This window comes from Mesorhizobium sp. C277A, assembly GCF_040324395.1.
Lineage (GTDB): Bacteria > Pseudomonadota > Alphaproteobacteria > Rhizobiales > Rhizobiaceae > Mesorhizobium.
Genome location: NZ_JAMYVW010000004.1, coordinates 419,189 through 431,829, shown reverse-complemented (window position 1 = coordinate 431,829; position 12,641 = coordinate 419,189). Strand labels below are relative to the sequence as shown.

General features: G+C 60.4%; 9 protein-coding genes. 5 read left to right on the top strand and 4 right to left on the bottom strand.

Annotated features, from left to right (window positions below):
* Positions 1 to 562: 562 nt before the first annotated feature.
* The 3 genes from gmd (at position 563) to NKK52_RS31595 (ending at position 4,349) form a co-directional block, all read left to right on the top strand.
* Entirely contained in the window at positions 563 to 1,633 is a 1,071-nt protein-coding gene (gene gmd, locus NKK52_RS31605) for a GDP-mannose 4,6-dehydratase (protein ID WP_023685517.1), read from the top strand.
* Positions 1,633 to 2,577 carry a GDP-L-fucose synthase gene (gene fcl, locus NKK52_RS31600; RefSeq protein WP_023685518.1) on the top strand — a complete coding sequence of 315 codons (945 nt, stop codon included), beginning with the start codon at positions 1,633 to 1,635 and terminating at the stop codon, positions 2,575 to 2,577. The genes gmd and fcl overlap by 1 nt, the downstream gene beginning before the upstream one ends.
* 350 nt (positions 2,578 to 2,927) lie before the next feature.
* A complete protein-coding gene (locus NKK52_RS31595) occupies positions 2,928 to 4,349 on the top strand; it encodes a phosphomannomutase (protein WP_031204385.1) in 1,422 nt (473 codons plus the stop codon).
* Between the two features lie 186 nt (positions 4,350 to 4,535).
* On the opposite strand, the gene NKK52_RS31590 is transcribed toward NKK52_RS31595, so the two are convergent.
* The 4 genes from NKK52_RS31590 to pdxR form a co-directional block, all read right to left on the bottom strand.
* Entirely contained in the window at positions 4,536 to 6,932 is a 2,397-nt protein-coding gene (locus tag NKK52_RS31590; RefSeq protein ID WP_023685520.1) for a transketolase, read from the bottom strand.
* Positions 6,933 to 6,983: 51 nt separating this feature from the next.
* Positions 6,984 to 7,934, bottom strand: coding sequence for a PDR/VanB family oxidoreductase (locus tag NKK52_RS31585; RefSeq protein WP_023685521.1), 951 nt, complete (start codon positions 7,932 to 7,934; stop codon positions 6,984 to 6,986).
* A 6-nt stretch (positions 7,935 to 7,940) separates the two neighbouring features.
* Complete coding sequence (locus tag NKK52_RS31580) at positions 7,941 to 8,432, bottom strand: MOSC domain-containing protein (protein ID WP_023711837.1); 492 nt, start codon at positions 8,430 to 8,432, stop codon at positions 7,941 to 7,943.
* Positions 8,433 to 8,590: 158 nt separating this feature from the next.
* The gene (gene pdxR, locus NKK52_RS31575) at positions 8,591 to 10,096 is read right to left on the bottom strand and encodes a MocR-like pyridoxine biosynthesis transcription factor PdxR (protein WP_033000523.1); all 1,506 of its coding nucleotides are present in this window, start codon (positions 10,094 to 10,096) and stop codon (positions 8,591 to 8,593) included.
* A 74-nt stretch (positions 10,097 to 10,170) separates the two neighbouring features.
* Here pdxR and NKK52_RS31570 point away from each other — a divergent pair, with 74 nt between their 5' ends.
* Positions 10,171 to 11,403, top strand: a complete 1,233-nt coding sequence (locus NKK52_RS31570; protein ID WP_023685524.1) for a trans-sulfuration enzyme family protein — start codon at positions 10,171 to 10,173, stop codon at positions 11,401 to 11,403.
* 52 nt (positions 11,404 to 11,455) lie between these two features.
* Positions 11,456 to 12,358, top strand: a complete 903-nt coding sequence (locus tag NKK52_RS31565; protein WP_023685525.1) for a dihydrodipicolinate synthase family protein — start codon at positions 11,456 to 11,458, stop codon at positions 12,356 to 12,358.
* Positions 12,359 to 12,641: the final 283 nt, after the last annotated feature.

Here is a 12,641-nt window from a genome sequence, read left to right as displayed (position 1 = left end):
GCTCGACGCGCCTGGAACCAGCTGATCGACAGAATCCGCAGTCGGCTCCCAAAGTTCTGCACGACCTGTGCCGGATGCTGTGGTGCGGCTCGCGGCCACGAACTTTGTCCTCGCCCCGAACGGAAGCTCGCGCTACGACTCCGGGCCGGCGATGCGCCCCCGCTGCTCGCTCAGACAATCCATTCTGTGGATGCACTTTATCCAAACAATCGATTTCACGGATCCAAACAATCCCCATTAGAAGACGCTGAAGCAAGAAAGAAAGGCGTCCTCACTCGCTGATAGAAGAGCAAATCAGCTGCAAGGTGCTGGGAGTACATGTCGCTCAGGGCGTGAGCTGAGCGGCACTCAGACCGCATGTACGAGTCCGACAGGTTAGCGGGGCGACTCTATTTTTGCTCGTGACTCTAAGCAGAGCAGGTGTGCTCGGCTGGCGGACCGTCAATGACGATCTTCGCGCCGCACCTGTCGAAGTGCTCCATAGGGCACCGGGCGGGCCGCACATTGTGTCGGCGTGGCGAGCCGGAGCCGAAACTTTAAACTTTAATAGAGCAGGAATAGAATGGGTGATAGCAGGAAAGTTGCTCTTATTACGGGCATAACTGGACAGGATGGTGCCTATCTTGCCCGTCTTCTTCTCAAAAAAGGCTACATCGTTCATGGGATTAAGCGACGTTCCTCTTCCTTCAACACCGGTCGTATCGAAGACCTCTACCAAGACCCGCACGAATCCGATCCGCGCTTAATCTTGCATTACGGTGATCTCACTGATTCGACTAACCTCATCCGCGTGGTTCAGGAATCTCAGCCAGACGAAATTTACAACTTGGCTGCTCAGAGCCATGTCCAGGTGTCGTTCGAAACACCTGAGTACACAGCAAACGCGGACGGTATCGGTACATTGCGACTTCTTGAGGCGATTCGCCTCCTCGGTCTGACGGACAAGACCCGCTTCTATCAAGCCTCGACGTCAGAGCTATACGGCCTCGTGCAGTCCGTACCGCAGAACGAAACGACGCCCTTTTATCCGCGCAGCCCTTACGCCGCCGCCAAGCTCTACGCCTACTGGATGGTCGTCAATTATCGCGAGGGCTATGGTATGCACGCTTCCAACGGCATTCTTTTTAATCACGAAAGCCCCCTTCGTGGCGAAACTTTTGTGACGCGCAAGATCACCCGCGCTGCCGCTGCTATTTACCTGGGCAAGCAGGACAAGCTTTATCTCGGCAATCTCGATTCTCAACGCGATTGGGGCCATGCGCGTGAGTACGTGCGAGGTATGTGGATGATGATGCAGCAGGATCAACCGGATGATTACGTGCTGGCTACGGGCAAAACGACTCCTGTCCGCCAATTCGTCGAGTGGGCTTTCGAAGATGTCGGCGTCGAGATCGAATGGCGTGGCAAGGGTGTCGACGAAAAGGGCTATGATCTAGCGAGCGGCAGATGCCTAGTCCAAGTGGACCCACGCTACTTCCGCCCCACGGAAGTCGATCTTCTCCTGGGTGACGCTACCAAGGCGAAGGAGAAGCTCGGCTGGGTGCATGAGATATCCGTGCGCGACCTTGCTGCGGAAATGGTCCGCGAAGACCTGAAGGTCATGCAGACATCTGTAGTCATGAAGGAAGCGTAATGTATGATCTGAACGGAAAAACCGTGTGGGTCGCTGGCCATAAAGGTATGGTGGGCAGCGCTGTTGTACGCCGCCTCGCGTCCGAAGACTGCAAAGTTGTGGCCGCCCCTCGGGGAGAGCTAGATCTCAAGCGACAGACCGAAGTTGAAAACTTCGTGGCAGTGATGAAACCGGACGCTATCGTTATGGCGGCGGCAAAGGTAGGCGGCATTCTCGCGAACGCCACCTATCCGGTCGACTTTCTTTACGACAATCTGATGATCGAGGCCAATATCTTCGCGGCAGCCCACGAAAACAATGTCGACCGCGTCCTCTTCCTCGGCTCGTCTTGCATCTATCCGAAGATGGCACCACAGCCCATTCCTGAAAGCGCGCTTTTGACCGGCCCACTAGAGCGCACCAACGAATGCTACGCCGTCGCCAAGATCACCGGCATCAAAATGGCTCAAGCCTATCGCGAGCAATATGGCCGCGATTACATCTCCGCTATGCCGACGAATCTCTACGGGCCAGGCGACAATTATGACTTGCAGTCAGGCCACGTCGTCCCAGCGCTGATCCGGAAAGCGCATGAAGCTAAGCTCATAAGTGATAAGCAAATCACCATCTGGGGCACGGGCACACCACGTCGGGAATTCATGCACGTCGACGACTGCGCCGACGCATTAGTCTTCCTTCTGAAGAACTACTCTGACCATGATCACGTCAATCTCGGCTGCGGACAGGACATCACGATCCTAGAGCTGACAAGAATGATCTGCCGTGTAGTCGGATTTACTGGGGAGATTGCGCATGATCACTCTAGACCTGACGGTACACCGCGAAAGCTGATGAGCGTCGACAAGCTGCGCACTTTGGGATGGGCAGCAAAGATCGCTCTCATGGAAGGCATCGAGAGTGCCTATCATGCATTTCTGAACGGGAGCTACACCGAACGGCGATAAATAAAAGGATTTGCTGCGTCTCAGGCCTGTACGCGCTTTCGGGACCCAGAGCTAATGTGGACTGAGACAATCACTCGACGGCGAGCGCTCATGTGAGCCAGCCGCGAGGAGCCCTGCCGGATCTCAACCCCATCCGCTCCAACCTCGTCGCCATGAAGGTCACGGTGCGCTGCCCACGACGACGCCGACCGCGCCAATCCTCACAAGGGTAACCGTACAGAACCGAACGCGTCTACGCTAACGGAATGTACTTCTTGTTCTCGTCCGAGGGATCTGTCGATGGGCATTCCGGACGAGCCAAGGTTTGAGCATGTCACCTTTAAAAACCAGTTAGCAACGTCGGATTTGGTATGAAATTCGGAACAAGTGGATTACGGGGCCTAGCGACAGAATTGGCAGGAGCCGCCTCTGCCCTATATGCAACGGCATTCGCGACATTCCTGCTGGAATCCGGCCTGGCCAGAATTGGCGACGAGATACTCATAGGGCGCGACTTTCGCGCCTCGAGTCCGGCCATCGCCGCCGTCTGTGCGGCGGCACTGTCGGCGCTCGGCTTCATCGTAGTCGATTGCGGCGCAGTCCCCACCCCTGCCCTGGCACTGTATGCTCAGGCGCGTAAGAGTGGTTGTTTGATGATCACAGGCTCGCACATTCCGGCCGACCGTAATGGAATAAAATTCTATCGACCCGACGGTGAGATCGACAAAGGTGATGAGCGGGAGATAACGCGCATCGCCTTGCAGTTGGAGAAGCGCGGATACGTCCTTGAAGGTGCTGTTGCACGTCGGCAGCACCGGGAGGCCGAATGCAAGGCTTTTTTCATGGAGCGCAATCGGAAGCTTATGGAGAATAATGCTCTAAAGGGCTTAACGGTGGGCGTATATCAGCACAGCACAGTCGCGCGCGATCTCTTGGTTGACATTCTCTCATGTCACTGTGCGACGGTCGTAACCCTGGGACGTTCGGAAGGTTTCATTCCTGTCGACACTGAAGCGGTCCCTGACGAGACTGCTCAACAGTTCAAGCTCTGGGCCAAAGAGCATCGACTTGATGCGATCGTCTCGGCAGATGGCGATGGTGACCGCCCACTGGTAGCTGACGACCACGGAGACCCCCTTCGTGGTGATTTGTTAGGCCTGGTTACGGCGAACTTCCTGCAAGCGAAGACGGTCGTCACGCCGGTCACATCAAACTCTGGTATCGAGACCGCAGGTTCTTTCAAAGTTGTACGTACTAAGGTTGGATCGCCATTTGTTATTGCTGCCATGCTCGATTTGGTTGCGTTGGGTCACGAGCGCGTGGTTGGTTTCGAAGCAAACGGTGGTTTGTTGACCGGCACGGACTTTGACCCGAACGGAACTAAACTGCGAGCGCTACCCACACGCGACAGTTTTCTCCCCATCCTTGCGGCACTTTCCCTTGTTAATACAAGTGGGCAGCCACTGTCGGAGATTGGCAGTTCCTTTCAATTGCCAGCGGCGGTGGCGGATCGCTTGGAAAATTTCTCCGTCGAAAGCAGCACTCGCCTCATGACATACCTTCGTACAGCGGAAACTAACATCGCCGCCTTCGTCGGGTCGATTGGAGTGGTAAGCAAGGTTAGCGATGTTGACGGAATTCGTATCACTCTCGCGGATAAGCGTGTCTTGCATTTGCGTCCATCCGGAAATGCCCCGGAAATGCGGTGCTACGTCGAAGCCGAAAATCGGGAGGACGCGGAGCTTTTGCTCCGGACTGGATTGGATCGAATTCGTAATTGGACGCAAGGCTAAATAAAAGCCGCCTCCCTGCGTATTCCAGGTGACCCTGGGGGTCGCACGAGCTACTCTAGCGCGATCAGAACGTCCACAGTGTCCCTGGCAGCTGTCGCTTTGAAGCGAACCGGAACGCCCGTGGAAATGGCGGGGCGGTGGACGTGAGCCGATCCGTACCGGCCCGAAGCGTCCGGTAGCTCATGGTCAAGGCAGCGCCTTCCGGTAGCGAACAGCCGGTCCCGCACTCACCGCCTGTGCCGCATGTACGATGGCGTTGGTGTCCAGGCCGTGGTGACGGTAGAGGTCCGCAATAGTCCCCGTCTGGCCGAAATGCTCGACCCCGAGCGCCTTCACGCGATGCCCGTTAACCCCACCGAGCCACGCGAGCGTCGCCGGGTGGCCGTCGATCACGGTGACGATGCCGCAGTCACGCGATAGCGGCGCGAGCAGCCGCTCGATATGACTCAGGGCGCCAATCGCTCCACGCTGCCGGGCTCGTTCCGCCGCCTGCCAGCCCGCATTAAGCCGGTCCGCGGAGGTGATCGCGAGCAGCCCGACATCGCGCCGGTCCTCCGCCAGAAGACCCGTCGCGGCAATCGCCTCCGGCGCGACAACGCCTTGGTAAGCAATGACGACACTCGCGTTCGGCCCGGGCGGACGCAGCCAATAGGCGCCATTGACGATGTCCCGCGCGAGCGCCGGTTTCATGTCGCGCAGCGGCTGCTCGAGCGGCCGGGTTGACAGGCGAAGATAGACCGATCCTCCGGTCTGATCACGCAGCCACGTCGTTTCATCCGGATTCCCCTCGCCATTACGTTGCATGTAATCGAAGGCAAAGCGCATGATCACGGACAGTTCGTCGACGAAGGCCGGTTCGAAGGCGCAAAGCCCATCCTGCGCCATGCCGATCAATGGGGTGCCGATCGACTGGTGTGCCCCGCCCTCGGGCGCCAGCGTCACGCCCGAGGGCGTTGCGACCAGCATGAAGCGCGCATCCTGATAGCAGGCGTAGTTTAGCTGGTCGGCCGATCGGTAGATGAAGGGATCATAGACTGTCCCGATCGGCAGTAGGCGCACGCCATTAATCGAGTGCGAGAGACCGAGCGCCCCGAGCATGATCATCAGGTTCGACTCGGCGATCCCGAGCTCGAGGTGCTGCCCCTTCGGCCCAAATTCCCAGGTAAAGGTCGACGGAATGCGTTCGGCCTTGAAGGTGTCCGCCATGGTCTCCCGGGCGAAAAGGCCGCGCCGGTTGACCCAGCCACCGAGATTGGTCGAGACCGTCACATCGGGCGAGGTGGTGACAATGCGGTCGGCAAGCAGACTGCGCTCTCGTGCGATGTCGTTCAGGATCTGGCCGAAGCCCATCTGGGTCGAGAGCGGCTTGCCGGGCTGCCCCGGTGACGGAAGGGTTTCGGGCACCGGCACCGACGGCGCAGACAGCCTCCTACGGCCCTCACTGAAGAACGGCGCCTTTGCGAAGAAGGCGTCAAGTTCCGCTTCCGGCAAGTTGGCGGCCGCCCATTTGTCCCACTCCTCACCCCGCTTTACGCCCATCTGCAGGCGGTAGTCTTCCATCTGCGTGGGCGTCATCTGCCCCGCGTGGTTGTCCTTGTGTCCGGCAAGCGGAAGACCGTAGCCCTTGATGGTGTAACAGATGAAGCAGACGGGACGGTCATGCTTGGACGCCGCCTCGAAGGCTTCGAGGAGGCTCGGCATGTCATGCCCGCCAAGGTTCGTCATCAACGCCTGCAACTCGTCGTCGGAGCGGCGTTCGATCAGAGTGGTTACCCGCCCTTGGTCTCCGATCTCGTCGAGCAGCCGCTTGCGCCAGGCAGCACCCCCTTGGAAGGTCAGCGCCGAATAGAGCTGGTTCGGACAGCGCTCTATCCACTCGAGCAGCTTCTCGCCCCCCGGCTCGGCAAAGGCAGCCTCTTGCAGAGCGCCGTGGCGCAGGACCATCACGTCCCAGCCGAAGTTGCGAAAAATCTGCTCGAACCGCTGCCAGAGGCCCTCCCGGATCACGGCGTCGAGCGACTGGCGATTGTAGTCGACCACCCACCAGCAGTTCCTGAGCCCGTGCTTCCAGCCTTCGATCAGGGCCTCGTAGATGTTGCCCTCATCCATCTCGGCGTCGCCGATCAGGCTGACCATTCGGCCCTCGGCACGCTCCTTCATCCAGCCGTGACCCGAGACGTAGTCCTGCACCAGCGACGAGAACAGCGTCTGAGCAACGCCGAGACCCACCGACCCGGTCGAGAAGTCGACATCGTCGACATCCTTCGTCCGCGAAGGGTAGCTCTGCGCGCCCTTGTAGCCGCGGAAGTTCATGAGCTTTTCGTGAGTCTGGTTGCCCGCCAGATACTGAAGTGCGTGGAAGATCGGCGCCGCATGGGGTTTGACCGCCACCCGATCCTGCGGGCGTAGGACCGAACCGTAGAGCGCGGTTATGATGGTGCTCAGCGACGCGGACGAGGCCTGATGCCCCCCGACCTTGATCTCATCGCCCTCGCGGACGTGGTTGGCGTGGTGGATCGTCCAGGCTGCGAGCCAGGAGACGCAGCGCTCGATCTCGTTCAGATATTCCAGTTTCCTCGTCATTCAGTTTCCTGCAAATAAGCTGCCGGTCTCACAGGACCCCCGCCCAAATGGTCAAAGATCGAGTTTCAACAAACCTGTCGCGCGCGACACGCAGGGGATGAAGCGGTGGCCGCGTGCCTCCTTGGACAGGACGGCATCCCGATGGATCGGCTGTCCCGCCAGCATTGCGCATTCGCAGGTCCCGCACACCCCATTCTCACACGAGGCCATCAACGGCACACCGGCCCCGCGCAGGGCCGCGAGCGCCGTGGTCTGCGCCGAAACCTCGACCATCCTGCCCTCACCCAGTTCTATGACGAATGGTTCCGGTGGCGCGCCATCAAACTCGGGAGGCTGGAAAGTTTCGAAATGAACAGTACCCTCGGGCCAGTGTTCGGCCGCGCGCCCCACAACCGCCATGAAGCCAGGCGGCCCGCAATAGTAAACCTGAGCCTCGGCCGAACGGTTCGCCAGCAGCGCGGCGATGTCCTGCCGGGTCTGAGGCTCGTCGTCGAAATGAATCCGCACATTGCCGCCGGGAAGATCGCGCCCGATCGCCGCCAAGAGTGGCGTGAGCGCACGGCTGCGGGTGAAATAGTGCAACTCAAAGGGCTTGGCCTGCCGGGTGAGCGCGCGCGCCATGGCCAGAATCGGGGTGATCCCGATTCCCCCTGCCAGCAGCAAAGTCGGCCCCTCGCCTGGCTTGAGCGCAAAATGGTTGCGTGGCGCGGAGACAGGCAGTGCGGAGCCGACGGCAATGGTTTCGTGGATCCACGCCGAGCCGCCACGGCCGTCATTCTCGCGCTTCACCGCGATGGTGTAGCGGCCCAGCTCGGTCGGGTCGCCGCAAAGTGAATACTGACGCACCTTCCCTTCAGGCAGATGGACGTCGACGTGAGAACCCGCTTCGAACGCCGGCAGCACAGGTTTGCGTGGGTGTTTCAGGTCGATGACCAGCACGTCGCCCGGCTCCTTGCGGACGGCGGTCACGGTCAGCTTCATGATAATACGCGGCGAGGCCATGGCGTTTCACTCGTCGATGGGCAAGATCAGATCACCAGGGCGGATCACGCCCCCGACGTCGATTGTGCAGTTCAGGCCGGAGCGGTTCAGAAGCCCCTCGTAGAGACCCGAAAGCCCGAGCAACTCCTCGATATACTTGCACGGCACATTCATCCGGGCGGCCCTGAGAATCGTTTCCCCGACCCGGAAGCGTTTGCCGACAAGATGGCTAAGCGGAACGCCTCGTGTCGTAAGATTGCGCCGGTGATCTTCGGGTGCGAGCTTGGCCTTGAAGCCCGGAATTCTGGGTTCGCCCTGCGCGATGGCGTCCAAGACTTCAGCTTCGATCAGCGTCACTTCGCGAACGTCAGGACGCGCGGAATAGGTCCCCGTCCCCAAGTAGTAGCGGTCTCCGACAATGCCTTGGCCGGCAATAAGCTGCGCCTGCGCCAGCTCCTCCATTTCATAGGAGGCGGCAGGCGCGATATGGACGTGAAGCAGCTTTCCTCGCCAGGTCATCATCACTCTCGGAAATTCGTCTCGTGGAACCTGCTGCAAAACTGGCCTGATCAACAGCGCCAGTTGCATGGCATTTTCCCGGTCCAGTTGGCTGTTTGGAAAGAAATACGGGGGGCCCTCGGACCGTTTTCAGCGCCAGCTTTCGGCGTCGCCCCGGCTCAGTTGTTCCGCGCCGGCATCGCGTCTTGCACCTGCTTGACAACCTCTCGCAGGACCTCAACGCCCTTCCCGATCTGCCGAATGCTCAAGGCGGCATAGCCCATGACAAGTCCGACGCGATCGGTGCGGCCTTCGTCCGATGGCCGTTCGTAGAGCGGCGAGATCAGGTGTAGCCCAAGGCCAGCGTCGCGGGCGGATTCGACCAAGGCCGTTTCCCGCGATCGTGGCAGGTCATTGAACCAAACCGCGACGTGCAGTCCCGCATCTGCTCCCTGGACAGTGATGCGATCCCCGAAGCTGTGCTGCAAGGCACCCAACAACGTTTCCCGACGCTCGCCGTTCAGCCTGCGCACACGGCGCACATGGCTTTCGTAGCCGCCGCTCTCGATCAACGATGCCAGCGCTTCCTGTTCAGCGACCGGCGAATGCCGGTCTGCGAATTGTTTGGCGGTTGCGAAGACCTCCTGCAATTCGGGCGGGACGACGAGGTACCCGATGCGCAGCATCGGCGAGAGCGTTTTGGAGATCGTGCCGAGGTAGATGACAGCCCCGTGGTCCTCGAGACTGTGCAGCGGAGGGACCGGATTGATGTCGTAGCGATATTCGCTGTCGTAGTCGTCCTCGATCACATAGGCGTTGTTGTGCCGCGCCCATTTCAGAAGCTGATGGCGGCGCGCGATCGGCATGACGCCGCCCAGCGGAAACTGATGCGATGGCGTCACATAAGCCAGTCGTGCTCCGATCCCCGCCAGCAACTCGGTCCTCATCCCGTCTTCGTCGACGATGACCGGGATGGGTGAGGCACCCGTACTGGCAAAGACCTGACGCGCCATCCTGTAGCACGGATCCTCGATGACGAAACGGTCGGCGGGATCGAGAAGCAGGCGCGCGCACAGATCAAGGCCCTGCTGCGAACCGTTCACAACTATGATCTGGTCGAGGTCGCAGCTCAGGGTCCGGGCGCGCCAGAGATAGCCCTGAAGCGCCTGGCGAAGCCGGCGCGAGCCGCGAGGATCGTCATAGGCAAGACGCAGCGGGCGCTGCCCCATCGCCTCGTTCATCGCGCGTTTCCAGACCAATGAAGGGAAATCCGACGGCGCGAGGTCGCCATAGCGGAACTCGACCTTCAGCCCAGTCGGCAGATAATCTGGCCAGGGTGACGTCGCGCGCAGCCGCTCGCCATATGCGGACAGGTGGATTGGGCCGACCGGTTGCGCGTGAGTGCGCCCCGTCCCATGGCCCATCAACGAAGACGCAACGCGAGGTCGTGCGCCTTGACGGACTTCGATGAAACCCTCCGCAGCCAGTTGTTCATAGGCGACCGTCACCGTGGTTCGCGAAACGCCGAGGTCATTTGCCAGCGCCCGGGAGGATGGCAACTGACTGCCGGTTTCGTAGACGCCGCCGAGGATTTGCTCGCGAAGGGCTTCGTATATCTGGCGTGCACCCATCGCGTGCGAGCGCGCTGCAGACCCGGCACTTGAAGACTGGACCATCTCTTTCATCGCCAACTGGATATTTCACATTGGCCAGGTTGCCGTCAATCTTTCGGAACCCCAAGAGAGATCGCAGAGGCCGAATGACCAGCTCCCATCAATCCGAAACCGATGCTCCCACGGGGTCGCTCAACCGAACCAGCCCCGGATTTGCCACCCGGGCGATCCATCATGGCTACGATCCGGCCGGCTTTTCCAATGCCGTCCAGCCGCCAGTGTTCCTGACGTCAACCTATGGGTTCGAAAGCGTGGCAGCAAACGATGCCGCCGCCGCCCTTGGTGGAAGGCTCTATGCGCGCGAATACAATCCCACGACCGAGATCCTCGTGCAGCGGCTCGCGAATCTGGAAGGAGCCGAGGCGGGGCTGGTTGTTGCCTCGGGGATGGCGGCCTTCGGCACTCTGATCCTGTCGCTCCTGTCCCAGGGCGATGAACTCATCGTCCACAAGACGCTTTATGCGAACACGCTTGCCATGGTCGAACAGGCGGTCCCCCGCTTCGGCATCAAGGTCGTCGCGGTCGATCTGTCAAATCCCCACAATCTCGATGCTGCGATCACCGAGCGGACGCGGCTGGTTTTCTTCGAGACGCCGGTGAATCCGCTGAGCCGCATCCTCGACATAGCGGCAATTGCCGAGCGCGCTCACGCGCGCGGTGTAAGGGTTGCAGTCGACAGCACCTTCGCCTCGCCCGCGCTCCAGCGACCGCTTGAGCACGGGGCGGACATCGTGCTCCATTCGATGACCAAGTACATCAATGGTCATGGCGATGCCCTTGGCGGGGCGCTTCTCGGCGACGCCCAGACGCTCCGTACGCTGCATGAAACGGGCCTGCGCTACATCACCGGCGCAGCGCTCTCGCCCATGTCAGCTTTCCTAATCCTGCGCGGTCTCAAGACGCTGACGCTGCGTATGGAACGGCACAGCGCCACAGCCCTTGCGGTGGCTCGGGCGCTGGAAGCGCACCCGGCGGTGGCATTTGTGAGTTATCCGTTCCTCGACTCGCACCCTGATCAGGTGACGGCGCGAAAACAGATGTCCAACGGATCGGGCATGTTGGCCTTTGGCCTCCACGCTGGATACGAAGGAGCGCGCCGGATGATGGACCGGCTCAACCTGATCATTCGCGCCGTCAGCCTCGGCGATGCCGACAGCCTCATCTATCATCCAGCAAGCCTCACCCGTGCTCGGCAGCCGATCCGCAAGGATGCCCATTTGGCCGATGGAGTCGGCGAGGATCTCATGCGTCTCTCGGTGGGGCTTGAAGACGCTGATGACCTGATCGCCGATCTGCGGCGGGCTTTGGACGTCTTGTAATGACCTGGCGTGCGGCCACCTCTGCGCTCACACATAGATCTGGAGCCTTGCCATGGCATTCCTGAGCGGTCTTTCCGCGTTCCCCATCACCCCGACCAATCGTGACGGCCGCGTCGATAGCGTTGCCCTGCGCAGGCTGATTGCTCGGCTTGGCATTGCTCAGGTCGATTCCATCGGTCTTCTCGGCAGCACCGGCACATACATCTATCTGTCGCGCGAGCAACGGCGGCGGGCGCTCTCCGAGACCTTGGACCAAACGGCGGGGCAAATGCCGGTCGTGGTGGGTGTGGGCGCGCTGCGCACCGATGAAGCCGTGGGGCTCGCGCAAGACGCCAAGGCCCTTGGAGCAGCTGCGGGTTTGCTTGCCGCCGCCTCCTACACCCCGCTTACTGATGACGAGGTGTTCGATCATTTCTCCACTGTGGCGCGCGAAAGTGGCCTGCCGATCGTCGTCTACGACAATCCAGGAACGACGCATTTCCATTTCAGTCCACCCCTTGTCAGCCGCCTGGCAAAGGTGGCTGGGATTGTCGCCATCAAGAATCCGACAGACAAAAGCGATGCGATCAAGAACCACCTGACCGCCCAGAGGCGCACACTGCCGGAAGGGTTCTCGATTGGTTACAGCGGCGACTGGAACGCCGCCGAGGCCATGATCGCCGGCGCCGACACATGGTACAGCGTCCTCGCGGGCATCCTGCCCGAGGTCTGCATGACGATCGTCACAGCGGCGCAACAGGGCGATGCGGCCGAAGCGCGACGGATCAATGCCGCGCTGGTCCCGATCTGGAGCCTCTTCAAGGAGTTCTCGAGCCTTCGCGTCGTCTATGCACTCGCTGAATTGCTCGACGTTTGCAGTGCCGAACCCCCGCGTCCCATCCTGCCTCTGCCCCCAGCAGCGAAGCGCCAGATCGCCGCCGCGTTGAAAGGTTTGCCATCGGATGCCAGCCGGTGAACAGCAAACCCCGTTCGGCAAGTGAAAGGTATTTACCCGCTCATTTCGAGAACTGATCGAAAACAACGCACTCGGCGTGCTGATAGCCATGGCTGGAGCGGTCTCGACGCCAATCACACCCCCTTCGAACTCGACAATCGACTGCGGAGGTACAGACTGCGCAGGGCACTCCGCCCATGCCGTTCGCCTTCAAACTAGGAATCGGTGGTTTATCCATTGGAATGGCATCGAGCCGGCGCTTTACTTCCGGCCCGGTGCGCGCATTGAAGCCGGTACCAATGCC

Coding starts and splice junctions, on each gene's coding strand:
- NKK52_RS31580 (WP_023711837.1), bottom strand. CDS start 8,432: ATGACCTGGCGAGGAAAGCTGCTTCACGTCCATATCGCGCCTGCCGCC.
- fcl (WP_023685518.1), top strand. CDS start 1,633: ATGTATGATCTGAACGGAAAAACCGTGTGGGTCGCTGGCCATAAAGGT.
- NKK52_RS31590 (WP_023685520.1), bottom strand. CDS start 6,932: ATGACGAGGAAACTGGAATATCTGAACGAGATCGAGCGCTGCGTCTCC.
- NKK52_RS31565 (WP_023685525.1), top strand. CDS start 11,456: ATGGCATTCCTGAGCGGTCTTTCCGCGTTCCCCATCACCCCGACCAAT.
- pdxR (WP_033000523.1), bottom strand. CDS start 10,096: ATGAAAGAGATGGTCCAGTCTTCAAGTGCCGGGTCTGCAGCGCGCTCG.
- NKK52_RS31570 (WP_023685524.1), top strand. CDS start 10,171: ATGACCAGCTCCCATCAATCCGAAACCGATGCTCCCACGGGGTCGCTC.
- NKK52_RS31585 (WP_023685521.1), bottom strand. CDS start 7,934: ATGGCCTCGCCGCGTATTATCATGAAGCTGACCGTGACCGCCGTCCGC.
- NKK52_RS31595 (WP_031204385.1), top strand. CDS start 2,928: ATGAAATTCGGAACAAGTGGATTACGGGGCCTAGCGACAGAATTGGCA.
- gmd (WP_023685517.1), top strand. CDS start 563: ATGGGTGATAGCAGGAAAGTTGCTCTTATTACGGGCATAACTGGACAG.